General features: G+C 69.4%; 18 protein-coding genes. 12 read left to right on the forward strand and 6 right to left on the reverse strand.

Annotated elements, in window-relative coordinates; translation table 11 throughout:
* Positions 1-16 precede the first annotated feature (16 nt).
* Positions 17-3,820, reverse strand: coding sequence for a GH92 family glycosyl hydrolase (locus ACZ5DS_RS05720; protein WP_468234468.1), 3,804 nt, complete (start codon positions 3,818-3,820; stop codon positions 17-19).
* Between the two features lie 363 nt (positions 3,821-4,183).
* On the opposite strand from ACZ5DS_RS05720, the gene ngcE reads away from it, so the two are divergent.
* The 3 genes from ngcE to ACZ5DS_RS05735 are packed head-to-tail and all read left to right on the forward strand — an operon-like array spanning position 4,184 to position 7,512.
* Positions 4,184-5,629, forward strand: coding sequence for an N-acetylglucosamine/diacetylchitobiose ABC transporter substrate-binding protein (gene ngcE, locus ACZ5DS_RS05725; RefSeq protein ID WP_468234469.1), 1,446 nt, complete (start codon positions 4,184-4,186; stop codon positions 5,627-5,629).
* A 28-nt stretch (positions 5,630-5,657) separates the two neighbouring features.
* Positions 5,658-6,584 carry a carbohydrate ABC transporter permease gene (locus ACZ5DS_RS05730; protein ID WP_468235093.1) on the forward strand — a complete coding sequence of 309 codons (927 nt, stop codon included), beginning with the start codon at positions 5,658-5,660 and terminating at the stop codon, positions 6,582-6,584.
* Positions 6,585-6,588: 4 nt separating this feature from the next.
* Entirely contained in the window at positions 6,589-7,512 is a 924-nt protein-coding gene (locus ACZ5DS_RS05735; protein ID WP_468234471.1) for a carbohydrate ABC transporter permease, read from the forward strand.
* 6 nt (positions 7,513-7,518) lie between these two features.
* Here the strand turns inward: ACZ5DS_RS05735 and ACZ5DS_RS05740 are convergent, their stop codons facing one another.
* The gene (locus ACZ5DS_RS05740; protein WP_468234473.1) at positions 7,519-7,839 is read right to left on the reverse strand and encodes a hypothetical protein; all 321 of its coding nucleotides are present in this window, start codon (positions 7,837-7,839) and stop codon (positions 7,519-7,521) included.
* 439 nt (positions 7,840-8,278) lie between these two features.
* Here ACZ5DS_RS05740 and ACZ5DS_RS05745 point away from each other — a divergent pair, with 439 nt between their 5' ends.
* The 8 genes from ACZ5DS_RS05745 to ACZ5DS_RS05780 all read left to right on the forward strand — a co-directional run bounded on the left by ACZ5DS_RS05745 (position 8,279) and on the right by ACZ5DS_RS05780 (position 18,694).
* Positions 8,279-9,490 carry an ROK family transcriptional regulator gene (locus ACZ5DS_RS05745; RefSeq protein WP_468234474.1) on the forward strand — a complete coding sequence of 404 codons (1,212 nt, stop codon included), beginning with the start codon at positions 8,279-8,281 and terminating at the stop codon, positions 9,488-9,490.
* Between the two features lie 133 nt (positions 9,491-9,623).
* Entirely contained in the window at positions 9,624-10,727 is a 1,104-nt protein-coding gene (locus ACZ5DS_RS05750; protein ID WP_468235094.1) for a sugar ABC transporter substrate-binding protein, read from the forward strand.
* Positions 10,728-10,940: 213 nt separating this feature from the next.
* Positions 10,941-11,732, forward strand: a complete 792-nt coding sequence (locus ACZ5DS_RS05755; protein ID WP_356854507.1) for an ATP-binding cassette domain-containing protein — start codon at positions 10,941-10,943, stop codon at positions 11,730-11,732.
* Positions 11,729-13,042: a sugar ABC transporter permease gene (locus ACZ5DS_RS05760; RefSeq protein WP_468234476.1), complete on the forward strand. Its 1,314-nt coding sequence runs from the start codon at positions 11,729-11,731 to the stop codon at positions 13,040-13,042. The genes ACZ5DS_RS05755 and ACZ5DS_RS05760 overlap by 4 nt, the downstream gene beginning before the upstream one ends.
* Before the next feature lie 129 nt (positions 13,043-13,171).
* On the forward strand, positions 13,172-15,118 hold the full coding sequence (dxs, locus tag ACZ5DS_RS05765; protein WP_468235095.1) for a 1-deoxy-D-xylulose-5-phosphate synthase: 1,947 nt from the start codon (positions 13,172-13,174) through the stop codon (positions 15,116-15,118).
* A 151-nt stretch (positions 15,119-15,269) separates the two neighbouring features.
* A complete protein-coding gene (locus ACZ5DS_RS05770) occupies positions 15,270-16,799 on the forward strand; it encodes an amino acid permease (RefSeq protein ID WP_468234477.1) in 1,530 nt (509 codons plus the stop codon).
* Between the two features lie 73 nt (positions 16,800-16,872).
* Positions 16,873-18,321 carry an ArnT family glycosyltransferase gene (locus ACZ5DS_RS05775; protein ID WP_468234478.1) on the forward strand — a complete coding sequence of 483 codons (1,449 nt, stop codon included), beginning with the start codon at positions 16,873-16,875 and terminating at the stop codon, positions 18,319-18,321.
* Between the two features lie 82 nt (positions 18,322-18,403).
* Complete coding sequence (locus tag ACZ5DS_RS05780) at positions 18,404-18,694, forward strand: hypothetical protein (protein ID WP_468234479.1); 291 nt, start codon at positions 18,404-18,406, stop codon at positions 18,692-18,694.
* 13 nt (positions 18,695-18,707) lie between these two features.
* Here the strand turns inward: ACZ5DS_RS05780 and ACZ5DS_RS05785 are convergent, their stop codons facing one another.
* Positions 18,708-19,100, reverse strand: coding sequence for an NTP pyrophosphohydrolase (locus ACZ5DS_RS05785; RefSeq protein WP_468234480.1), 393 nt, complete (start codon positions 19,098-19,100; stop codon positions 18,708-18,710).
* A 72-nt stretch (positions 19,101-19,172) separates the two neighbouring features.
* On the opposite strand from ACZ5DS_RS05785, the gene ACZ5DS_RS05790 reads away from it, so the two are divergent.
* Positions 19,173-20,192 (forward strand): PLL family lectin, encoded by a 1,020-nt coding sequence (locus tag ACZ5DS_RS05790; RefSeq protein WP_468234481.1) that lies wholly within the window; start codon positions 19,173-19,175, stop codon positions 20,190-20,192.
* A gap of 53 nt (positions 20,193-20,245) precedes the next feature.
* On the opposite strand, the gene ACZ5DS_RS05795 is transcribed toward ACZ5DS_RS05790, so the two are convergent.
* The 3 genes from ACZ5DS_RS05795 to ACZ5DS_RS05805 all read right to left on the reverse strand — a co-directional run bounded on the left by ACZ5DS_RS05795 (position 20,246) and on the right by ACZ5DS_RS05805 (position 25,111).
* Positions 20,246-22,375 (reverse strand): 3-hydroxyacyl-CoA dehydrogenase NAD-binding domain-containing protein, encoded by a 2,130-nt coding sequence (locus ACZ5DS_RS05795; protein WP_468234482.1) that lies wholly within the window; start codon positions 22,373-22,375, stop codon positions 20,246-20,248.
* The gene (locus tag ACZ5DS_RS05800) at positions 22,372-23,589 is read right to left on the reverse strand and encodes a thiolase family protein (protein ID WP_468234483.1); all 1,218 of its coding nucleotides are present in this window, start codon (positions 23,587-23,589) and stop codon (positions 22,372-22,374) included. The genes ACZ5DS_RS05795 and ACZ5DS_RS05800 overlap by 4 nt, the downstream gene beginning before the upstream one ends.
* 235 nt (positions 23,590-23,824) lie before the next feature.
* Positions 23,825-25,111 carry a ribonuclease D gene (locus ACZ5DS_RS05805; RefSeq protein ID WP_468234485.1) on the reverse strand — a complete coding sequence of 429 codons (1,287 nt, stop codon included), beginning with the start codon at positions 25,109-25,111 and terminating at the stop codon, positions 23,825-23,827.
* Positions 25,112-25,175 lie beyond the last annotated feature (64 nt).

Here is a 25,175-nt window from a genome sequence, read left to right on the forward strand (position 1 = left end):
CCCGTACGGGCAGGCGTCAGGCCAGCAGTTCCACCTCCGCCAGGGTCGCCTCGCCGTCGAGGACCAGGCGGTACTTGGTGTACGAGCCCGGTGCGGCGATGGTGAACGCCCGGGTCTGGCGGTCCCACGTGAACGATTCCCCGGTGCGGTGGTCCAGGGTCTTCCAGGTCGTGCCGTCCGTGGAGCCCTGCAGCGTCCAGCCGGCCGGTGCCCTGGAGTGGTCGGCCGACGAGGTCAGCGTGTACTGGACGGGCTGCACGGCACCGCCCACCGGCAGGTCCACCGAGGTGACCGTGGCACTCGTCGCCGAGGTGTTGTCGAACAGGGCGCCGTCACCCGACAGCGCGTCCGCGCGGGGCGCCGGCACCTTGTCGTCCTCGGTGATGGAGACGGGAGCCGCGTTCTTCCCCGATCCCCATGTCGAGGGCTTGGACCCCATGAAGAACTCCAGCACCCCGCCCTTGGCCAGCAAGGAGTGGGGGAGTGAAGTCGACGTCCAGGGCCGGCCGTTGACCTTCACGCCCTGCACGTACACGTTCGCCGCGCTGTTCCGCGGGGCCTTGACGACCAGGTCCCGGCCGTTCTCCAGGTGCACGGTCGCCTTCTTGAAGAGCGGGGAGCCGATCGCGTACTCGCCGCTGCCCATGACCAGCGGGTAGAAGCCCAGCGAGGAGAACAGGAACCAGGCCGACTGCTCCCCGTTGTCCTCGTCGCCGTGGTAGCCCTGCCCGATCTCGCTGCCCGTGTAGAGCCGGGAGAGCGCCTCGCGGACGTAACTCTGCGCCTTCCAGGGCTGGGCGGCCGCGTCGTACATGTAGATGACGTGGTGCGCCACCTGGTTGGAGTGGCCGTACATGCCCATCCGCACGTCCCGGGCCTCTGTCATCTCATGGATGACACCGCCGTAGGAGCCGACGAACTCCGGGGAGGCGGTCTCCGGGGTGGCGAAGTACGCGTCGAGCTTGTCCGCGAGGCCGCCGCGGCCGCCGTACAGATTGGCCAGGCCCCGGCTGTCCTGCGGGGCGGTGAAGGCGTAGCCCCAGCCGTTGGTCTCCGTGTAGTCGTAGCCCCACTGGCGCGGGTCGTACTTGGCCGAGTCCACGCGCCAGTCCCCCTTGGCGTCACGGCCCTGGAAGAAGCCCGCCTTGGAGTCGAAGAGGTTCACGTAGTCCTGGGCGCGGTTGAGGAAGTACTGCGACTCCTCCCGGTAGTGCTTCTCGCCCGTCTTCCGGTAGAGGGCCTCGCCCATCTTCGCGATGCCGTAGTCGTTGACGTAGCCCTCCATCGCCCAGGACAGGCCCTCGTGCGTGTCGGTGCTCGTGTAGCCGAGGAAGGGCGAGGTGCTCATGCCCTTGCGGCCCACGCCCGAGGACGGCGGGGCGACCGTTGCGTTCTTCACCGCCGCGTCGTACGCCGACTTCGCGTCGAAGCGCACGCCCTTCACATACGCGTCGGCGAACGCCACGTCCGAGGAGGTGCCGGTCATCAGGTCGGCGTAACCGGGGGAGGACCAGCGGGAGGTCCAGCCGCCGTCCTTGTACTGCTGCACGAACCCGTCGACCATCTCGCCCGCCTGGGACGGGGTCAGGAACGAGTACGCCGGCCAGGTGGTCCGGTAGGTGTCCCAGAAGCCGTTGTTGACGTACACCCTGCCGTCGACGATCTTCGCGCCGGTGTGCGTCGGGGTGTCCGGGCCCGGCATGGGGGAGAAGGGCGAGGCGTACCGGTCCTTCCCGTCGACCTGCTCGAAGCCGGAGTTCGGGTACAGGTACAGCCGGTACAGGCTGGAGTACAGCGTGGTCAGCTGGTCCGGGGTCGCGCCCTCCACCTCGACCTTGCCGAGCAGCCGGTCCCAGGCCCGCTGGGCCCGCGCCTCGACCGTGTCGAAGGACGTGCCGTCCGGGACCTCCCGGCCCAGATTGTCCTTCGCCTGGTCGATGCTGATGAGGGAGGTGGCCAGGCGCAGGGTGACCGTGCGGTCCGCACCCGCGTCGAAGCGCAGATAGCCCTTGACCCCACTGGCGGCGCCGTCCGTGACCGGCTTGTCGAACACGCCGTACACGAACAGCCGCGTGGCGCCGGTCGACAGGCCCGACTTCACGTCCGAGTAGCCGGTGACGATGCCGTGCTCCTCGTCCAGGGTCAGGCCCGCCTGTTCGGTGACGTTGTCGAACAGCACGCTCGCGTCGTCGCCGGGGTAGGTGAAGCGCAGCACGGCCGCATGGTCGGTCGGTGCTATCTCCGCCTTCAGACCGTTCTCGAACCGGACCCCGTAGTAGTACGGCCGCGCGGTCTCGTTCTCGTGTCGGAAGGCCAGCTCCCGCGCCTGACGTGCGGTGTCCGGGGTGCCGGTCACGGCGGACGGCATCAGCTGGAAGGTCTGCCGGTCGCCCATCCAGGGGCTCGGCTCGTGGCTCGCGCTGAACGCCTGGATCGTCGGCAGGTTGTCGTCGTTGTTCGCACGTGCGTACTCGTACAGCCAGCTCAGCGAAGAGGCGTTCGTCACCGGCGTCCAGAAGTTGAAGCCGTGCGGGACAGCGGTCGCCGGGAAGGTGTTCCCGCGCGAGAAGCTGCCGCTGGAGTTGGTGCCCCGGGTGGTCAGTGCGTAGTCCGACAGATGCGCCTTCGGCTTCTCGGGGGCCACCGGCTTGAGCGCCACGTCGTCTATCCAGCCGCGGAACTTCGCCGGGCCGTTCGGGGAGTCGTACGCCACCAGGATCCGGTCGACGGTTCTGCCCTCCGCCACCGAGCCGATCCGCGAGGCCACGGTGTTCCACTGGTTGGCGTACAGCGCCTTGGCCGCGCCCTGCCCGCGCGGCGACAGCGGGAAGCCGTGCTGGTCGGTCGCGCCCAGGTCGCTCAGATAGGTGCCGTCGGTGAAGGCCAGGTCCACGGAGACGTTCGTGGCGTCGTAGTCGCGGTCGCCGTCGGCCATCGACGGGAAGATGCGGTACGACAGCTGCGTGTCGGCGCCGACCTTCACGTTCACGTCGAAGACCTTGTTGTACGAGTACGCCCGGCCGGCCGCCGTGTGCCGTCCGGCGTAGCGCAGGGCCCGCTTTCCGGTGAAACCGGCGCGCGCCTTGGCCGTCGGGGATCCGCTCGGGCCCTTGTCCACCAGCGACAGCATGTCCTGCGGCACCGGGCCGCCCCCGCCGCCCGTGGAGAACTGGACATCGGCGATCTGCAGGATGTCCGGGGCGCCGTTGTTCTTCGTCACCTCCAGCCGGAAGTGCTGGTATTCGCCCGGCTCGGCCAGATCATACGATTTCGTCTGAAACCGCTCGGAAAAGGACTCGCCCGAGCGGGTGTCGATGGCCTTCCAGTCCTTGCCGTCCGTCGAGCCCTTGAGTGTCCAGTCCTTCGGGTCGCGCCCGTCGAAGTCGTTGGCCGAGGTGAGCGCGTACGTCACCAGCTTGATGGGCTTGTCCAGGTCGAACTCGGCCCAGCCGGTGGGCTGGAAGGTCAGCCACTTGGTGCCGGGCTCGCCGTCGGCCAGGTTCTCCTTCACCTCGCCCGCGCCCGCGTTCTCGCCGCTCGCCCGGACCTCGGTCACATGGTCGGTGGCATTGCCCGGAATGCCGGTGCTGTAGCCGCCGTCCACGCCCGAGGCGCGCTTGCTCCCGTCCGCGGCCGTGTCGACCGTGTTCAGCCATTCAGGCGCCGGATCCCCGCTCTCGAACGAGGATGCGAACTCCCGGTCGGCGGCCGGAGCCCGGTCCGGCAGAGCGACCGCCGCCCTCTGTGTGCCGACGGCCATGACAAAGGCGGCCGTGAGGACGACCGCCGGACCGTATCTGTGCCGTGTTCTTGGCTGCATCTACGGAATCCCCTCCTGCGCTCCGCACTGGACAACGTTGTCAAATTCGCTGCGCAGGAACCAGTAGGGCGTCAAGTGGCCCTTGATGTCAAGGGTGTTGGGTGTGGCATTCAGGGGCCTATGGTGCGAATTTCTCCGGCGGAGCACCCGCGGATCGCTCAGATTTCCGAGAGGTCTCAACTCGGAAAAGACCCATGGCCAACCTTGCATTCGATCTTGCTCCGCTGGCGGGAAGTGGACTATACCTGTCGGCGTTTCCTGCACGACCCTGCACTACTCCTGCACGACCCTGCACGACCCGACCGCGGTGCCGGGGAGGATCCGGTTCACCGCCTGAGTCCTGGAGAAGGCGAGGACTTGAGCATGGGATCCACTGCGCACCACGGTGGCGAAGGTGTCGGCCGCCGCGATCTGATCAAGCGTTCGGCCGCACTCGGTCTGGTGGCGGCCCCCGGAATGGGCCTGCTCTCCGCCTGCGCGAGCAGCGGCGGCAGCGGACAGGACAAGGCGAAGGCGGGCAAGAAGACCGCCAAGAACCCGCTCGGCGTCAATGAGACGGCGAAGATGGAATTCGTCCTCTTCGACGGCGGCTTCGGCAAGGAGTACGCCCAGGACGCGGTGAAGATCTATCAGAAGGACTTCCCCAAGGCCACGGTGAAGTTCTCCGCCACCCAGAAGATCCAGTCCACGCTGCAGCCCCGTTTCAACCAGGGCAACCCGCCGGACCTCATCGACAACTCCGGCGCCGAGCAGATGGACATGGGCGTCCTCGTCGGCAAGAACCAGCTGGCGGACCTCACCCCGCTGCTGGACGCGCCGTCGTACGACGACCCGAACAAGAAGGTCCGCGACACGCTGCGCCCCGGCATCGTGGAGATGGGCCAGTTCGACGGCAAGCCGGTCTGGATCCTCTACTACGCCTACACGGTCTACGGCGTCTGGTACTCGCAGAAGGCGCTGGACTCGCTGGACGCGGAGTACCCCGAGACCTGGGACCAGATGCTCGCCGTGTGCGAGAAGGCCAAGAAGAAGGGCACGGCGGGCTGGACGTACGCGGGCAAGTACCCGTACTACCTCCCCTTCTCGCTGTACCCGATGATCGGCAAGGTCGGCGGCCGCGAGGTGCTCGACGCCATCGACAACCTGGAGCCGAACGCCTGGAAGCACCCGGCGGTCAAGGCGTGCTTCGAGGCCTACTACGAGCTCTACAAGAAGGGCTACATCCTCAAGGGCACCCCGGGTCTGGACCACATCCAGTCGCAGACCGCCTGGGCCAAGGGCAAGGCGCTGTTCATCCCGAACGGCTCCTGGGTGGAGAACGAGTCGGCGAACGTCATTCCGGCCGACTTCAACCTTGCCGTCTCCGCGCCCACCGGCATCGACGCTTCCGACAAGATGCCGTTCGGCACGATCTGGGCCTCCGGCGGCGAGCCCTTCGTCGTTCCGGCCAAGGCGGCGAACTCCGAGGGCGGCATGGAGCAGCTGCGCATCATGCTCTCCGAGGCGTCCTCGAAGAACTTCACCGCCAAGGTGAAGTCGCTGACCGCGTACAACGGCGGCACCACCGGCATCACCCTCACGCCGGGTCTGAAGTCGGGCGTGGCGGCGCTGGAGAAGGCCGGATCCAACGTGGTGAATCCGCGGATCCAGGACTGGTACGTGCAGCTCCAGAAGGAGAAGATCGGTGTGGCCGGACTCGGCGAGATGATGGCCGGCCGCCTCACTCCGGCCGAGGCCATCAAGAAGATCCAGGGCTTCGCCGACGAGGCCGCGAAGGACACCTCGATCAAGCACTACAAGCACCAGTAACCAGGACCTCTACCGCACCGGAGTGGCGATGCAGCACGGCAAGTACCGGTTCATCGTGGGGTTTCTGGCACTCCCCCTGGGACTGTACGCGCTCTTCGTGGTGTGGCCGTTCATCCAGTCCATCTACTACTCGTTCACGGACTGGACCGGCCTGAGCCCCGAATTCAAGATGGTCGGCTTCGACAACTACAAGAGGATGTTCGACGACGACATCTTCTGGAAGTCGTTGCAGCACAGCCTGCTCTTCGCCCTGGTACTGCCGCTGGTGACGATCAGTCTGGCACTGTTCTTCGCCTTCATGATCAATGTGGGCGGACGGCGGCGCAGGGGCGGCCCCGTGGTCTCCGGGGTCCGGGGCTCGTCCTTCTACAAGATCGTCTATTTCTTCCCGCAGGTCCTGTCGATCGCGATCGTCGCGCTGCTGTTCCAGTTCGCGTACAACCCGGACAGCGGCGCGATCAACTCACTGCTGCGCGGAATCGGGCTCGACAGCGTCCAGCCGCTCTGGCTGGGCGATCCGAGCCTCGCGCTGTGGTGTGTGATGGCGGTGCTCGTGTGGTCCACGGTCGGTTTCTTCGTGGTCCTGTTCTCGGCGGGCATGGCGTCGATCCCGGCCGAGCTGTACGAGGCGGCCCTGCTGGACGGCGCGAGCCGCACCACCACGTTCTTCCGCCTCACCCTGCCGCTGCTGTGGGACACCGTGCAGTCCGGCTGGGTCTACATGGGCATCCTCGCGCTCGGGGCCGAGTCGTTCGCGGTCGTACAGATCATGACGACCGGGCCGGGCGGTCCCGACTACTCGACCACCGTGATGGTCCTGTACGTGTACCAGAAGGCGTTCCGGGACGGTCAGGCCGCCTACGCCACCACCATCGGCGTCGCCCTGCTCGTCGTCACGCTCGCGTTCGCCGCGATCGTGATGCGGCTGGGCCGTCGCGAGCGGCTGGAGTACTGAATCGATGAAGACGACCGAGACCTCCGCCCCGCTGCCGGCCGAGTCCGGGGCACCCCTCGCCAAGGTCGACGTGCCGTCGCCGGGGCCCGCCGACCGGAAGAAGGAGGGGACGGTCCTCAACGTCTTCTCCCACGGCGTGCTGGTCATCTGGGCGATCATGGTGGTCATGCCGCTGCTGTGGGCGGTGATGACGTCCTTCAAGGACGACAGCTCCATCTTCGGCTCGCCCTGGTCCCTGCCGGACAAGCTGCACTTCGACAACTGGTCGCGGGCCTGGACCCAGGCCAACATGAGCGACTACTTCCTGAACACCGTCCTGGTGGTCGGCGGCTCGCTCATCGGCACCCTGGTCCTCGGCTCGATGGCGGCCTACGTCCTGGCGCGCTTCGACTTCCCCGGGAACCGCTTCATCTACTACCTCTTCATCGGCGGCATGAGCTTCCCGATCATGCTGGCGCTGGTCCCGCTGTTCTACGTCGTGAACAACATGGGCCTGCTGAACACGATCCACGGTCTGATCCTGGTCTACATCGCGTACTCGCTGCCGTTCACGGTGTTCTTCCTGACCGCATTCTTCCGCACGCTGCCGACCTCGGTGGCGGAGGCGGCCTTCGTCGACGGCGCCTCGCACACGCGTACGTTCTTCCAGATCATGCTGCCAATGGCCAAGCCGGGCCTGATCAGCGTGGGCATCTTCAACTTCCTGGGCCAGTGGAACCAGTACATGCTCCCCACGGTCCTCAATACCGACCCCGACAAGCGCGTCCTCACCCAGGGCCTGGTCCAGCTGGCGGTCAGTCAGGGCTACAAGGGCGACTGGTCCGGCCTCTTCGCGGGCCTGGTGATGGCGATGCTCCCGGTCCTCGCCGCGTACATCATCTTCCAGCGCCAGGTGGTGGCGGGGCTGACGGCGGGCGCGCTGAAGTAGCGGACCTCACGAGCGCGCCCGGGCCGGCTGTTCCTCGCTCAGCGGGGGAGTGAAGCCCTCCGGGAACATCAGCATGAGCGGGGCCGGGTCCATGTTCTCGGGCCCGTGCTCCTGGCAGTGCAGGGCGATCAGATGGGCTCCTCCCCGGCAGGCCTCGTGCCCGTAGGGGAGGTCGTGTGTCCGGCAGAAGTACCAGAACGCCGAACAGGCGTCCGGGTCGGCCGGCTCGTGGAAGCCGGGATCGCGGACGATCACGGTCACCGGCTCCTGCCGGTTGAACCGGGGTACGGGCCGCGGGTCGCGCCACAGCAGGCGGGGTGGGAGCACGCGCCCATCCTGCCCCGGAGGCCGGCCGCCGCTCCAGCGGTTTGCCGGGGCGGTGGCCTGACACCCGCTGCCGCTTCGCACGTGCGATTCGCTTCAAGCGTCGCGGCCACCATCACGACCGGGTAACGCCCCGCCCCCGGATTCCGCGGCTGAACGATCCGCCGGCCCCTGCACGGCAACTGTGCCGTACCTCTCGATCGCCGCCCCGAACCCCTGCCGGAACCCGCTTCCGCCCAGCTCGGGGTGGCGTACACGTGTCCTGGGGGTGTCCGGTGCGGAACCGGAGAAGCGAGAGCGATTTCCGTCAAGGACTTGACTGCGGTAACCCGTACAGCCGAGCTTGGAGTTCATAACTTGTAAGTGGCCCGGTTCCGCAGATGTGACCTGGGCCACGGGCGGCGCAGGGGCCGCCCGACCGATGGCGGGAGTGGATGAGTCGATGGAGACTCCGGGGTCGCAGTCGTCGCTGCACCGAGCCAACCTGGAACGAGTCGTACGGGCCGTGCGGCTGGCCGGGTCGCTCACGCAGGCGGAGATCGCGCGGACGACCGGCCTGTCCGCCGCGACGGTTTCCAACATCGTGCGGGAGCTGAAGGACGGCGGGACGGTCGAGGTCACGCCCACCTCGGCGGGTGGACGGCGGGCCCGCAGCGTCTCGCTCAGCGGGGACGCCGGCATCGTCATCGGCGTCGACTTCGGCCACGCGCACCTGCGCGTCGCGATCGGGAACCTCGCGCACCAGGTGCTGGCCGAGGAGTCCGAGCCGCTGGACGTCGACGCCTCCGCCACCCAGGGCTTCGACCGGGCGGAGGAGCTGGTCAACCGCCTGATCGCGGCGACCGGCGTCGACCGGTCCAAGGTGGCGGGCGTGGGGCTCGGTGTGCCCGGTCCGATCGACGTGGAGTCGGGGACCCTGGGGTCCACCGCGATCCTGCCCGGCTGGGGCGGCACCCGGCCCGCCGAGGAGATGCACGAGCGCCTCGGTGTGCCCGTGTACGTGGACAACGACGCCAACCTCGGCGCCCTCGGCGAGCTGGTCTGGGGCAGCGGCAAGGGCGTGCGCGACCTCGCCTACATCAAGGTCGCGAGCGGTGTCGGCGCCGGTCTGGTGATCAACGGGAAGATCTATCGCGGCCCGGGCGGCACAGCGGGCGAAATCGGACATATTACACTCGATGAATCCGGCCCGGTCTGCCGTTGCGGGAACCGCGGCTGCCTGGAGACCTTCGCGGCCGCGCGTTATGTGCTCCCGCTGCTCCAGTCCAGCCACGGCACCGACCTGACGATGGAAGGCGTCGTACGGCTGGCCAGGGAGGGAGACCCGGGCTGCCGTCGGGTGATCGCCGACGTGGGCCGTCACATCGGCAGTGGAGTGGCCAATCTCTGCAATCTGCTGAACCCGAGCCGGGTGGTCCTCGGCGGTGATCTCGCCGAGGCCGGTGAGCTCGTTCTCGGGCCCATCAGGGAGTCCGTCGGCCGCTATGCGATCCCCAGTGCGGCGCGTCAACTGTCCGTTCTCCCGGGGGCACTTGGGGGCCGTGCGGAGGTGCTCGGGGCGCTCGCTCTCGCGCTCAGCGAGATGGGCGATTCGACGCTTTTGGATGGTTCTGCCGTCGGCTCGCTCTCCGTGGCCGCGCCTGCCTTCACTTAGAGAACGGATGGCACCGTTGCCATCTCGTTAAGGATTTACTTCTTGACGTCGCACGTGTGGCCGAGTTGACTTCCAGCCACCTCGGCCGCAACGACGCGGCCTCGTCAGGGAGGTTTCTAGAGTGAACACGCGTATGCGTCGTGCCGCGTTTGCCGTTGCCGCTGGGGCCATGGCCGTCTCGCTGGCCGCCTGTGGCAGTGCCAAGGAGTCCAAGGGCGGGGACAGCTCTTCTTCTGCGCCCGCCAAGAAGGGCGACAACATCAAGGTCGGCCTTCTCCTTCCGGAGAACAAGACCGCCCGCTACGAGAAGTTCGACAAGCCGCTGATCGAGAAGAAGATCAAGGAGCTGACGAACAACAAGGCGGAGATCCAGTACAACAACGCCCGCCAGGACGCGAACCTGCAGGCCCAGCAGGTCGACACCATGATCACCAACAAGGTGGACGTCCTGATCCTGGACGCGGTGGACGCCAAGGCCATCCAGAACTCCGTGCAGAAGGCCGTGGAGGCTGGCATCAAGGTCGTCGCGTACGACCGCCTGGCCGAGGGCCCGATCAGCGCCTACACCTCGTTCGACAACGAGCAGGTCGGCAAGACCCAGGGCGAGGCCCTGCTGAAGGCGCTGGGCAGCAAGGCCACCAAGTCCTCCAAGGTCGTCATGATCAACGGCTCGGTGACCGACCCGAACGCCGCCCAGTTCAAGAAGGGCGCGCACTCCGTCCTCGACGGCAAGGTCACCGTCGCCAAGGAGTACGACACCAAGGAGTGGTCGCCGGACAACGCCAACTCCGAGATGGAGTCGGCGATCTCCTCGGTCGGCAAGGACAAGATCGCGGGTGTCTACTCCGCGAACGACGGCATGGCCGGCGGTATCATCACCGCCCTCAAGGCCGCGGGCGTCTCCGTCCCGGTCACCGGTCAGGACGCCGAGCTGGCCGGTGTGCAGCGCATCGTCGCCGGTGAGCAGTACATGAGCGTCTACAAGCCGTACGCCCCCGAGGCCGACGCCGCCGCCACGATGGCCGTGTACCTCGCCCAGGGCAAGGCGCTCGACTCCGTCGCCAAGGACAAGGTCTCCTCCGGCTCCGCCAAGGACGTCGCGTCGGTCCTGGTCCCGGTCACCGCGCTGACCAAGGACAACATCAAGGACACCGTCATCAAGGACGGCGTCTACACCTCCGCCGAGATCTGCACGGGCAAGTACAAGTCCGCCTGCGCCAAGCTCGGTCTCAGCTAAGCAGCCGATACGGTCCCTTCCCAAGTACGGGCGTTCGCCCTTGAATGCCCGTACGGGACCGGACGCACTGCCCAAGGCTCCTCCGGTGCCCCGCGCATCACACAGCCCCGCAAGCTCCGCGCGGGGCGCCGGACGGAACTCCCCACAGGGTTGCTCCCAACCCACCCACCCAGATTTCTGCACAACCTCCCGCCGGGTCAGGCGGCGAAGGAGATGGTTCACGTGTCCGCTACGCCCGTGCTGGCGTTGCGCGGGGTCTCCAAGCGGTTCGGTGCCGTTCAGGCGCTCACCGACGTAGAGCTTGAGGTCCACGCCGGTGAGGTGGTCGCCCTGGTGGGCGACAACGGTGCCGGAAAGTCCACGCTGGTCAAGACGATCGCCGGCGTACACCCCATCGATGAGGGCGTCATCGAATGGGACGGCAAGCCCGTGTCGATCAGCAGGCCGCACGACGCCCAGGCCCTGGGCATCGCGACGGTGTACCAGGACCTCGCGCTGTGCGACAACATCGACGTCGTCGGCAACCTCTTCCTCGGCCGTGAGCTGCGGAAGTGGGGCGTCCTCGACGAGGTGGAGATGGAGCGCCGCTCCCGCGAGCTGCTCACCACGCTGTCGATCCGCATCCCGAGCGTCCGCATCCCGATCGCCTCGCTCTCCGGCGGTCAGCGCCAGACCGTGGCCATCGCCCGTTCGATGCTCGGCGACCCCAAGCTGGTCATCCTCGACGAGCCCACCGCCGCCCTCGGTGTCGAGCAGACCGCCCAGGTCCTCGACCTCGTGGAGCGCCTGCGCGAGCGCGGTCACGCCGTCATCCTCATCAGCCACAACATGGCGGACGTGAAGGCGGTGGCCGACAAGGTCGCCGTCCTGCGCCTCGGCCGCAACAACGGCGTCTTCGAGGTCAAGACGACCTCGCAGGAGGAGATCATCTCCGCCATCACCGGCGCCACCGACAACGCCGTGACCCGCCGTGCGGCGCGCACGAACGGGGAGGTTTCCAAGTGAGCATCGACAAGACCTCCGCGAACGTGGACAAGACCCCCGACGCCGTCGCGGACGCGCCCGTCGTGAACCCCGAGGCCGCGGCCGCCGCGGTCACCGCGGTCGACCCGCGCCTGCTGGTGCGCGAGCAGGGCCTGCTCGGCTACTGGTCCGAGTTCAAGCGCAAGATGAAGGCCGGTGAACTGGGCTCCCTCCCGGTCGTCCTGGGCCTCGCCATCATCTGCATCATCTTCCAGGTCCTGAACTCCGAGTTCCTCTCGGCGCAGAACATCAGCAACATCACGGTCACGATGGTCGGCACGGGCATGATCTCCGTCGGCATCGTCTTCGTGCTGCTGCTCGGCGAGATCGACCTGTCCGTCGGCTCGGTCAGCGGCGCGGCCAGCGCCCTCGCGGCCGTCCTCACGGTCAACCAGGGCTGGCCCGAGTGGGTGGCCGTGCTCGTCGCCATCGCCGCGGGTGCCGCCATCGGCGCGCTGCACGGCTTCTTCTTCGCGGTGCTCGGCGCGCCCGCCTTCGCCGTGACCCTGGCCGGTCTGCTGTTCTGGCTCGGCTTCATGCTGAAGGTGCTGGGCGAGGACGGCACGATCAACCTCGACAGCGACGGTCTGATCGGCAAGCTGACCACGTACACCTTCACGGACGTGGCCGCCGCCTACGGACTCGCGATCGTCGTGGTCGCGCTGTTCTTCATCAGCTCCTTCCTGGGCAACCGGCGCCGGGAGGCCGCGGGCGTCCCGTCCCGGCCGCTCAGCGACACGATCCTGCGCACGGGCCTGCTCGCGGTGGTCTCCTTCGCCGCGGCCTACATGTACAACCAGTACAAGGGCCTGCCGCTGGCCACCGTGATCTTCATCGCGTTCCTGGTCGGCACCGACTTCGTCCTGCGGCGCACCTCGTACGGCCGCAAGATCTTCGCGCTCGGTGGCAGCGTCGAGGCGTCCCGGCGTGCCGGTATCAACGTCACCGCGGTGCGGATCTCCGTGTTCGCCATCTCCGGTGGCTTCGCGGCGATCGGTGGTCTGTTCCTGGCCTCGAAGATCGCCTCGGCGAACCAGAGCGCGGGTACCGGTGACCTCCTGATGAACGCGATCGCCGCGGCCGTCATCGGTGGTACGTCGCTCTTCGGCGGGCGTGGTCGTACGTGGAACGCGCTGCTGGGTGTCCTGGTGATCGTGTCGATTCAGTACGGTCTGCAGCTGGAGTCCATCGCGGAGCCGGTGAAGTACATGATCACCGCGGCTGTGCTGTTGACCACGGTTGTCATCGACTCCATCACTCGTAAGACGCAGAAGACCGCGGGTCGCGCGTAGCGCCCCTGGTCGGACGACAGTGCCCGGTGCCGCAAAGGTGCCGGGCGCTGTCGTGTCCCGCAAAGCATGAACATTAGACTCGTCGAGCCCGGCAACAGCTCGATCAGCTCTACTTGCAAGGAGGCACGGGTGCCGCTGCTGACCCGCATCAGGGGACCGCGCGATCTGGACCGGCTCAGCCTGGAGGAGCTGGACCAGCTGGCAGGGGAGATCCGGACCTTCCTCGTCGACGCCGTGTCCAAGACAGGCGGCCACCTCGGCCCCAACCTGGGCGTGGTCGAGCTCACCATCGCCCTGCACCGCGTCTTCGACTCCCCGAAGGACAAGGTGCTGTGGGACACGGGCCACCAGTCCTACGTGCACAAGCTGCTCACCGGCCGGCAGGACTTCGCCCGGCTGAAGATGAAGGGCGGCCTGTCCGGCTACCCCTCGCAGGCCGAGTCCGAGCACGACGTCATCGAGAACAGCCACGCCTCCACGGTCCTCGGCTGGGCCGACGGCATCGCCAAGGCGAACCAGCTGAAGAAACGGGACAGCCACGTCGTCGCCGTCATCGGTGACGGGGCGCTGACCGGCGGCATGGCCTGGGAGGCGCTGAACAACATCGCCGAGGCCAAGGACCGCCCGCTCGTCATCGTCGTCAACGACAACGAGCGCTCCTACGCCCCGACCATCGGCGGTCTCGCCAACCACCTGGCGACCCTGCGCACGACCGACGGCTACGAGCGCTTCCTGGCCCGGACGAAGGACATCCTCGACCGCACCCCGGTCGTCGGCAAGCCGCTGTACGAGACCCTGCACGGCGCCAAGAAGGGGCTGAAGGACTTCATCGCCCCGCAGGGCATGTTCGAGGACCTGGGCCTGAAGTACGTCGGTCCCATCGACGGACACGACATCGAGGCGCTGGAGTCCGCCCTCGCGCGCGCCAAGCGGTTCGGCGGGCCCGTCATCGTCCACTGCCTCACCGAGAAGGGCCGCGGCTACCAGCCCGCCCTCCAGGACGAGGCCGACCGCTTCCACGCCGTCGGCAAGATCCACCCGGACACCGGTCTGCCGATCGCCTCCTCCGGCGCCGACTGGACCTCCGTGTTCGGCGAGGAGATGGTCAGGCTCGGCGAGGAGCGCGAGGACGTCGTCGCCATCACCGCGGCCATGCTCCAGCCGGTCGGCCTGGACCGCTTCGCCAAGCACTTCCCCGAACGGGTGTACGACGTCGGGATCGCCGAGCAGCACGGCGCCGTCTCCGCGGCCGGTCTGGCCCACGCCGGTGTCCACCCGGTCTTCGCCGTCTACGCCACCTTCCTCAACCGCGCCTTCGACCAGGTCCTCATGGACGTGGCCCTGCACAAGTGCGGGGTGACCTTCGTGCTGGACCGGGCCGGCATCACCGGCACCGACGGCGCCTCGCACAACGGCATGTGGGACATGTCGATCCTGCAGGTCGTGCCGGGGCTGCGGCTGGCCGCCCCGCGCGACGCCGACCAGGTGCGGGCGCAGCTGCGCGAGGCCGTGGCCGTCGAGGACGCGCCGACCGTGGTCCGCTTCTCCAAGGGCGCCGTCGGCCCGGCCGTACCGGCCGTGGGCCGCGTCGGCGGCATGGACGTGCTGCGCGAGCCGGGCACCGACCGCCCGGACGTGCTGCTGGTCTCGGTGGGCGCCCTCGCCCCGATGTGCCTGGAGATCGCCGACCTGCTCGACAAGCAGGGCATCTCCACCACCGTCGTCGACCCCCGCTGGGTCAAGCCCGTCGACGAGGCGATGGCCCCGCTCGCCGAGCGGCACCGGGTCGTCGTCACCGTCGAGGACAACAGCCGCGTCGGCGGTGTCGGCTCCGCGATCGCCCAGGCCCTCAGGGACGCGGGCGTGGACGTGCCGCTGCGTGACTTCGGCATCCCGCCGCGCTTCCTCGACCACGCCTCCCGCGCCGAGGTCATGGCCGAGATCGGGCTGACCGCGCCCGACATCGCCCGCCAGGTCACCGGCTTGGTGTCCAAGCTGGACGGCCGCTTCGAGGACGCAGCCGACACGGCCGGTACGGCCGACGCGGTGGACTCCGTGGAACCCGCGCGCGACTAGACACGCCCGGGAAACCACCCATCGGGCCGGTTTCGCCACCTTCCCCGGTGGCGGAACCGGCCCGTCTGCGTGAACCTGCCTGTGCCGGGGCATACGCATCCCCAGCCCTCTCGATCATGTCGAGGACGACGAGCGTGTGGGAGGTAGGCCCGTGAGCAGCAGCCTCTTCCGAACGAAGAAGGTCGAGCAGTCCATCCTGGACACCGAGGAGCCCGAGCACGCGCTCAAGAAGTCCCTGTCCGCGCTGGATCTGACCGTCTTCGGTGTCGGTGTCATCATCGGCACCGGCATCTTCGTCCTCACCGGTTCGGTCGCCAAGAACAACGCGGGCCCCGCGGTGTCCCTGTCCTTCGTCACGGCCGGCGTCGTCTGCGCCCTCGCGGCCCTCTGCTACGCGGAGTTCGCCTCCACGGTCCCGGTGGCGGGCTCCGCGTACACGTTCTCGTACGCCTCCATCGGCGAGCTGCCCGCCTGGATCATCGGCTGGGACCTGGTCCTGGAGTTCGCGCTGGGCACGGCGGTGGTCGCCGTCGGCTGGTCCGGCTACATCCGCTCGCTCATGGTCAACAACCTCGGCTGGCACATGCCCGCGGAGCTGAGCGGGCGGGAAGGGGCCTCGGGCTTCGGCTTCGACATCCTCGCCGCCGTCCTGGTGCTGGTGCTCACCGCCATCCTTGTCCTCGGCATGAAGCTGTCCGCACGCGTCACCTCGGTGGTGGTCGCCATCAAGGTGACCGTCGTCCTCATCGTGATCATCGCGGGCGCCTTCATCATCAACGCCGACAACTACCAGCCGTTCGTCCCCAAGCCGCAGCCCGTGCCGGCGGGGGGCAACCTGAGTGCGCCGCTCATTCAGCTGATGTTCGGCTGGGCACCGTCCAACTTCGGGGTGATGGGCATCTTCACCGCCGCCTCGGTCGTCTTCTTCGCCTTCATCGGTTTCGACGTCGTGGCCACCGCCGCCGAGGAGACCCGCAATCCGCAACGCGACATGCCGCGCGGCATCCTCGGCTCGCTGCTCATCTGCACCGTGCTCTACGTCGCCGTCTCCATCGTCGTCACGGGCATGGAGAAGTACACCAAGCTCTCCGTGGACGCCCCGCTCGCCGACGCGTTCAAGGCCACCGGGCACCCCTGGTTCGCGGGTGTGATCAGCTTGGGAGCCGCCGTCGGGCTGACCACCGTCTGCATGATCCTGCTGCTCGGTCAGACCCGGGTGTTCTTCGCGATGAGCCGCGACGGGCTGCTGCCGCGCTTCTTCTCGGTCGTCCACCCCCGCTTCAGGACCCCGTACCGGCCGACCATCCTGCTCGGCGTGATCATCGCGATCATCGCGGGGTTCACCCCGCTGAGGAAGCTCAGCGAGCTGGTGAACATCGGCACGCTGTTCGCCTTCGTCGTCGTCGCGCTCAGCGTGATCATCCTGCGAAAGTCGCGCCCGGACCTGCACCGCGCCTTCCGGACTCCATGGGTCCCGGTCGTCCCGATCCTGTCCGTGGCCGCCACGCTGTGGCTGATGCTCAACCTGCCCGCCGAGACCTGGCTCCGGTTCGCCATCTGGATGGTCATCGGCTTCGTCGTCTACTTCCTCTACAGCCGCTCGCACAGCCGCCTCGGCCGGCACGAGGAGACCACCATCGGCGAGGTCATGCACCGGCCGCCGAAGAACGACACCACGTAACCGACCCAGTCTCCACTCCGGCCCCGTATGTCCTGCTTCGGATGGAACCGCGGGGCCGGATAGCGTGCTCCCCATGCTCGCCGCCCCGCTCGCCCCCACACGGACCGTGACCACCCGGACGGCGTACTGGGCGCGGCTGCTGCCCGCCCTCGCGGCCCTGGCCTGCGTCACCCGGGTGCCGTCCTTCGCCCGGCCGCTGTGGAACCCCGACGAGGGCTATCTCGCCGTCCAGGCGCGCCTCCTCGCCCAGGGCGGGCACCTCTACGAGACGGTCGTGGACCGCAAGCCGCCCCTGGTGCCCTGGCTGTACGAGGCCGCGTTCGCGGTCTGCGGCTCCGGCTCCCTCACCCCGGTCCGGGTGCTGGCGGTCCTCGCCCAGACGCTCACGGCCGTTCTGCTGGCCTCCGTGGCCCGGCGCCGCTGGGGCCACACCGCGGGCCGCACCGCCGGGGTGCTGTATCTGCTGATCTCGGTCGGGCTCAACCCCGAGGACGCGCAGGCCGCCACCTTCGAGGTGTTCATACTGCCCTGCACGGCGGCCGCCCTGTGGTGCGCGGACCGCCGCCGCTGGGGCGCGGCCGGGGCCGCCGTCGCCTGCGCCTTCCTCACCAAGCAGACCGGCGGCGCGGTCCTGCTGCCGGTGGCGTGGCTGCTGCACGGGGCCGGCCTCCCACGCGCGGGCGCCCTGCGGCTCGGAGCCGGGTTCGCCGTACCGGTGCTGTGCGCGGCCCTGGTCACCGACCCCGGAGGGTTCCTGTTCTGGACGGTCACGGGTTCCGCCGCCTACGCCTCCTTCACCGGCTCCGAACTCCATGTCCTCGGCCGCTGTCTGGCCAACACCGCGATCCTCGCCGTGGCCTGCGCGGGCCTGATCCCGCCGGTCCTGCGAGCCCTGCGCACCGCCGGCGCGGCGGCGGCCGACCTGTGGCTGTGGCTGGCCGCCTCGGCCTTCGCCGTCACCCTCGGCTTCCACTTCTTCGGTCACTACTACCTGCAACTCACCCCGCCCGTGGCCCTGCTGGCCACCGCCGCGCTGCGGATCCCGCCCCGCGAACGGCTGACGGCCGCCGTCCGCACCTCGGCCGGCTGCTGCGCCCTCTTCCTCGCCTGGGGCCTGCTCGCGCCGCGCCCCGAACTCGCCCATGCCCAGCGGCTCGCGGCCACTCTCGCCCGGCGCACCGCGCCCGCCGACCGGGTCTTCGTGTGGGGCATGCACCCCGAGACGTACTGGCTGGCCGGCCGCACCCCCGCCACCCGCTACCTCACCGCGGGCCTGCTCACCAACTACAGCGGCGGCCGCGACGGCCCCCAGGTCGGGGAGAAGTACGCGATCGAGGGCGCCTGGCCGGTCTTCCGGGCGGAGCTGGCCGCACACGCCCCGGCCCTCGTCGTCGACGACTCCCGCGGCAGGCCTTACGGCCCCGACCGCATCCCGAGCCTGCGCCGGCTGCTGGCCGGCCGGTACGAGGAGGTGGGAAGGGTGGACGGGGCCGTGCTCTACGCCCGGACTCCGCCCGAGTGAAGGGGAGTTGGCCCGTGTCGGTCCGCACCCTGCTGCTATGCTCGCAGCAGAGATTTGAACACGTTCAAATGAGGGGGATCATATGCCCGCGCCGACCACACCCGCCCGGAACGACGACTCGCCCGCCGTAGCCCTGGGGCCCTTCGCACTCGTCCTCGGGGTCGTCTCGGCCGTGGGCGCATGGCCCACGCTCATGCTCGTCGCGCTCCCGTGGTCGATCCTCGCCGGCGCCTTCGCCGTCACCTTCGGCGCCATGGGGATCCACTACGCCCGCCAGGGCATCGGCCGCCTGTGGACCGCAACCGCCGGAACCACCCTCGGCGCGACCGGACTGGCCGTCGACATCGCCCTGATCGCGGCGTTCTCCGCCTAGGGCGGCACCGCCCTCAGCCGAGGACCGTGCGCGGACCGGCCACCTCCGCGCCCAGTTCGGTCACCCGGCGGCGCAGCTCCCGGTCGGCTGTGATCACCAGGCACGGCCGGCCGGCGTTCTCCGCGGCCAGCTCCACGATCCGGTCGTCCCCGCTGCCGGGCGCCGACTCCACCCGTACCCCCGGCACGGGCTCCACCCCGCGGGCGGCACCCTCGACGACGAGCACGATCGCCACGGCGTCGTCCCGGCCCGGCAGCCCCTCGGCGGCCAGCCGGTCCCGCAGCCGCTCGGCGGCGCCCCTGCGGTCGCGCCACCAGCCGTCGGGCCGCGAACCGACGACGTTCGCGCCGTCGACGATCACGAGCAGCTCACCGTCCGGGGCGGGGGAGCCGAGGGGGTCGTCCATGGGCCAAGGGTGCCATGCCGACCGTGAGGGGGCGGGCTCCGGTCCCCGTCGGCGGCGGCTTAGAGTGAACCGGTGAACGGCGACTGGCTCATACGCGGCCGCGACGGCCGCCTCAGTGTCTACCACCTGTCGGGCGACGTCGTCCTGTGCCGGGCGGAGCGCGCGCCGGGCGGCCCCTGGACCGACCCGCGCAAGGTGGGCGGCGACCAGAAACTCCATCCCGTCCTCGCCGTCGGCCAGGGCGCCGACGGCTATGCCCACCTGGTCTCCTGGCGGCCGACGCTGCCGGGCGAGTCGGGCCTGGTGCACTCCACGCACTTCCGCGCGCACCTCGCGGCCCTGGACTGGAACCCGATCGGCCATCCGCGGAGGAAGGGCGGCGACCGGTCGGGCACCCCGGCCGTCGCCGTCGACGCCCAGGGCCGCGCCCATGTCTTCGTCCGCAACGACGGCGGCGGGGTGCACATGGTCAACCAGAAGGAGAAGGGCGGCTGGGCGCCCTGGGTGGACCTCAGGGGCAGCAAGGTGCAGGACGGCCTGGCGGCGGTGACGGGGGAGTCCGGCCGGGTCGAGGTCTACGCGGCCGTGCCGGGGGGCCTGCTGCACTGGCGCCAGGAGGAGCCGGGAGCCACGCCGGTCGCCCAGGAGCGCCTGGAGGCCCCGGTCCGCCCCGGCACCCTCCGCGCCCTCGCGACCTCTCCCGACAGCACCACCGTCTTCTACACCGACACCTCCGGTGACCTGTGCGCCTGGCGATCCGGCAGCAAGCCGGTCGCCCTCCTGCCCGCCGCGGGCCCGGGCCCGGTCACGGCGATCCGCTGCATCCTGGACGGTCACGACTGCACGCTGCTGGCCCAGCGCTCGGAGAGCGGCCGTGTGGCCTTCGCCGCCTACCCGACCGAGCAGGAGTCGGCGGGCCTGTGGTGGACGGAGTCGGGCCCGCAGCTGCCGGTGGACGCGCTGGTGTCGCTGGCCCTGGACGAGGACGACCGGGTGGTGGCGGCGACGCTGTCGCCCTCGACCGGCCGGCTGCTGCTGACCAGGCGGAAGGACGAGTCGGGGCTGGCGCTGGAGGCGTGGCAGCAACTCTGACCACGCAGAAGGGCCCCCGCCGCAGCGGGGGCCCTCCGTGACGTCACCTGGTGCTACGCGGGGACACTCGCCATGCCCGGCGCCAGGAACTTCTTGCCGTTCACGCGCTCCGAGACACCCTCACGGTCCAGGTACGGCGTGATGCCGCCCAGGTGGAAGGGCCAGCCGGCGCCCGTGATGAGGCACAGGTCGATGTCCTGGGCCTCGGCGACGACACCCTCGTCGAGCATGAGCCCGATCTCCTGCGCCACCGCGTCCAGGACGCGCGCCCGCACCTGCTCCTCGGTCAGGACGACATCGCCCTGCTGGAGCAGCGCGGCGACCTCCGGGTCCAGCTCCGGCTTGCCGGAGTCGTACACGTAGAAGCCACGCTTGCCCGCCTTGACGACGGCCGCGAGGTTCGGGGAGACCGTGAAGCGGTCCGGGAAGGCCCGGTTGAGGGTCTCCGAGACGTGCAGGCCGATCGCGGGGCCGACCAGCTCCAGCAGCACCAGCGGCGACATCGGCAGACCCAGCGGCTCGACCGCCTTCTCCGCGACCTCGACCGGGGTGCCCTCGTCGATGACGTTCTGGATCTCGCCCATGAAGCGGGTCAGGATGCGGTTCACGACGAACGCCGGGGCGTCCTTGACCAGAACCGCGGTCTTCTTCAGCTTCTTGGCCACCGCGAAGGCGGTCGCGAGCGAGGCGTCGTCCGTCTTCTCACCGCGGACGATCTCCAGCAGCGGGAGGATCGCGACCGGGTTGAAGAAGTGGAAGCCGACGACCCGCTCGGGGTGCTGGAGCTTCGACGCCATCTCCGTCACGGACAGGGAGGAGGTGTTGGTGGCGAGGATCGCGTGCGCCGGGGCGACCGCCTCGACCTCCGCGAACACCTGCTGCTTGACACCGATCTCCTCGAACACGGCCTCGATGATGAAGTCCGCGTCGGAGAAGCCCTCGGCCTTGTCCAGGACACCGGTCACCAGCGCCTTGAGGCGGTTGGCCTTGTCCTGGTTGATCCGGCCCTTGCCGAGCAGCTTGTCGATCTCGGCGTGGACGTAGCCCACACCCTTGTCGACGCGCTCCTGGTCGATGTCGGTCAGGACGACCGGCACCTCCAGGCGGCGCAGGAAGAGCAGGGCGAGCTGGCTGGCCATCAGACCGGCGCCGACGACGCCGACCTTGGTGACCGGGCGGGCCAGGTTCTTGTCCGGGGCGCCCGCGGGACGCTTGCCGCGCTTCTGCACCAGGTTGAACGCGTAGATGCCGGAGCGCAGTTCGCCGCCCATGATGAGGTCGGCGAGCGCGACGTCCTCGGCGTCGTAACCCTGCTGCAGGTCGCCGTTCTTGGCCGCGGCGATGATGTCGAGGGCACGGTAGGCGGCCGGGGCAGCGCCGTGCACCTTGCCGTCCGCGATGAGGCGGCCCTTGGCGACGGCCTGGTCCCAGGCCTCGCCGCGGTCGATCACCGGACGCTCGACCTCGATGTCGCCCTTGAGGACGTTCGCGGTCCAGATCAGCGACTGCTCAAGGAAGTCGGCGCCCTCGAAGATGGCGTCGGCGATGCCGAGGTCGAAGACCTGCTGGCCCTTGAGCTGCTTGTTCTGGTTGAGGCTGTTCTCGATGATCACCGAGACGGCCTTGTCGGCGCCGATCAGGTTCGGCAGGATCGTGCAGCCGCCCCAGCCCGGGACCAGGCCCAGGAAGACCTCGGGGAGGGAGAACGCCGGGATGGCCTTCGACACCGTGCGGTAGGTGCAGTGCAGGCCGACCTCGACGCCGCCGCCCATCGCCGCGCCGTTGTAGTAGGCGAAGGTCGGCACGGCCAGGCCCGCGAGGCGCTTGAAGACCTCGTGGCCGCCCTTGCCGATGGCCAGCGCGTCCTCGTGCTTCTTCAGCAGCTCGACGCCCTTGAGGTCGGCGCCGACCGCGAAGATGAACGGCTTGCCGGTGACACCGACACCGACGATCGTGCCCTCGGCCGCCTCCTTCTCGACCTGGTCGATGGCCGTGTTGAGGTTCGCCAGCGAGGCCGGGCCGAAGGTGGTCGGCTTGGTGTGGTCCAGGCCGTTGTCCAGCGTGATGAGCGCGAAGCGCCCGGCGCCGAACGGGAGGTCGAGGTGGCGTACGTGCGCCGACGTCACGACCTCGTCGGGGAACAGCTCGGCCGCACCCTTCAAAAGCTCAGCGGTGGTGCTCACTTGTCCCCCTCGAAGTGCGGGTTCTCCCAGATGACCGTCGCGCCCATGCCGAAGCCGACGCACATGGTGGTCAGGCCGTAGCGGACGTTCGGCTGCTCCTCGAACTGGCGGGCCAGCTGCGTCATGAGCCGGACGCCGGAGGAGGCGAGCGGGTGACCGAAGGCGATCGCGCCGCCGTACTGGTTGACGCGCGCGTCGTCGTCCGCGATGCCGTAGTGCTCGAGGAAGGCCAGCACCTGGACGGCGAAGGCCTCGTTGATCTCGAACAGACCGATGTCGGAGATGGACAGACCCGCCTTGGCGAGGGCCTTCTCCGTGGCGGGGATCGGGCCGTAGCCCATGACCTCGGGCTCGACGCCCGCGAAGGCGTAGGAGACCAGGCGCATCTTGACCGGCAGGTTGTTCTCGCGGGCGAAGTCCTCGCTCGCGATGATCGACGCGGTCGCGCCGTCGTTCAGACCGGCCGCGTTACCGGCGGTGACCCGGCCGTGCACGCGGAACGGGGTCTTGAGCCCGGAGAGGTTCTCCAGGGTCGTGCCCGGACGCATCGGCTCGTCGGCCGTGACCAGACCCCAGCCGGTCTCGCCGGCCTCCGGGTTGGTGCGGCGCACCGAGATCGGCACCAGGTCCTGCTGGATCTTGCCGTTGGCGTACGCCTTGGCGGCCTTCTCCTGCGAGCGCACCGCGTACTCGTCGGCGCGCTGCTTGGTGATGGTGGGGTACCGGTCGTGCAGGTTCTCGGCGGTCATGCCCATGAAGAGGGCGGACTCGTCGACCAGCTTCTCGCTGACGAAGCGGGGGTTCGGGTCCACGCCCTCGCCCATCGGGTGGCGGCCCATGTGCTCCACGCCGCCGGCGATGACGGCGTCGTAGGCGCCGAAGGCGATCGAACCGGCGGTGGTCGTCACGGCGGTCAGGGCGCCGGCGCACATGCGGTCGATGGAGTAGCCGGGAACCGACTGCGGCAGACCGGCGAGGATGCCGGCCGTACGACCGAGGGTCAGACCCTGGTCACCGATCTGCGTGGTCGCGGCGATGGCGACCTCGTCGATCTTCTTCGGGTCCAGCCCGGGGTTGCGGCGCAGCAGCTCCCGGATCGCCTTCACGACGAGGTCGTCGGCGCGGGTCTCGTGGTAGATGCCCTTCGGGCCCGCCTTGCCGAACGGGGTGCGGACGCCGTCGACGAAGACGACGTCCCTGACGGTACGAGGCACGATGGCTCTCCTCCAGGGTGCGGGATGGCACAGCTGCGACGCGCAAGCGCTGAGCGCGCGCTCAGGACTCATGCTACTTATGAGTAACGTAGCTGCCCAGTCCTGCCGAGGGGAGCGGTGAACGTCACACCGGCCTCTCCCGGGATCTTGGCGTGATCTCGACGTCCCGGTTCCACTTCCCGCACGCGCAGGGCGTGCCGGACCCGCGGTTGCGGCATGATCCGCCGGACAGGCCCTACGCGCCCTTCGCCGACAGCGCGGCGACCAGCACGGGCGTGACCTGCTCCACCTGCCACGGTCGAGCGCCGTACCCCGAAAGCGCAGCCCCTATGGCCGCCGGGTCGGCAGCGGGCGGCTCCCAGCAGATCCGCCGCACCGTGTCGGGAGAGATCAGGTTCTCCTGAGGCATGGTGAGCTGCTCGGCCAGGGCCGAGACCCCGGTCCGGGCCGCGGACAGGCGAGCCGCTGCAGCGGGGTCCTTGTCGGCCCACGCCCGCGGCGGCGGCGGTCCTGCAACCGGCTGCCCGGGCTGCGGCAACGCGGAGTCCGGCAGGGCCTTGGCCCGGTCGACCGCCGCCTGCCACTGCTCCATCTGCCGCCGCCCCACCCGGTGCCCGAACCCGTTCAGCGCGGCCAGCGCGTGCACGGTGCTCGGCAAGGAGAGCGCGGCCTCCACGATGGCCGCGTCCGACAGCACCTTGCCCGGCGAGACATCCCGTCGCTGGGCGATCCGGTCCCGGGTCTGCCACAGCTCCCGCACGACCGCCAGCTGCCGCCGCCGCCGCACCTTGTGCATGCCGGACGTACGGCGCCAGGGGTCCTTGCGGGGCTCGGCGGGCGGCGCGGTGGCGATCGCGTCGAACTCCTGGCGCGCCCACTCCAGCTTGCCCTGCCGGTCCAGCTCCTTCTCCAGGGCGTCCCGCAGGTCGACGAGGAGCTCGACGTCCAGCGCCGCATAGCGCAGCCACGGCTCGGGCAGCGGGCGGGTGGACCAGTCGACGGCGGAGTGGCCCTTCTCCAGGACGAAGCCGAGGACGCTCTCGACCATGGCGCCGAGGCCGACCCGGGGGAATCCGGCGAGCCGCCCGGCCAGCTCGGTGTCGAACAGGGCCGTCGGCAGCATGCCTATCTCGCGCAGGCAGGGCAGGTCCTGGGTGGCGGCGTGCAGCACCCACTCGACGCCGGACAGCGCCTCGCCGAGGCCGGAGAGGTCGGGACAGGCAACAGGGTCGATCAGCGCGCTGCCTGCCCCCTCGCGGCGCAGCTGCACCAGATAGGCGCGCTGGCCGTAGCGGTAGCCGGAGGCGCGCTCGGCGTCGACGGCGACGGGGCCGGAGCCGGCGGCGAAGGCGGCGACCACCTCGGCGAGGGTGTTCTCGTCGGTGACCACGGGCGGAATGCCCTCGCGGGGTTCGAGCAGCGGAGTCGGCGCCCCCATCACAGAAGATCCGGCATCGTCCGGAGGGGTGCCTCCGGTGGTGCGCAGGGAGCTGTCTGCTGCGGTCTCTTGGGCGTCCGTCACATGTCAAGGGTATCCGTGTGTGGACAGCGCCCGTCGATGGAACGTTCCGTCGACGGGCACCGGA

The organism is Streptomyces sp. NPDC031100, from assembly GCF_055570785.1.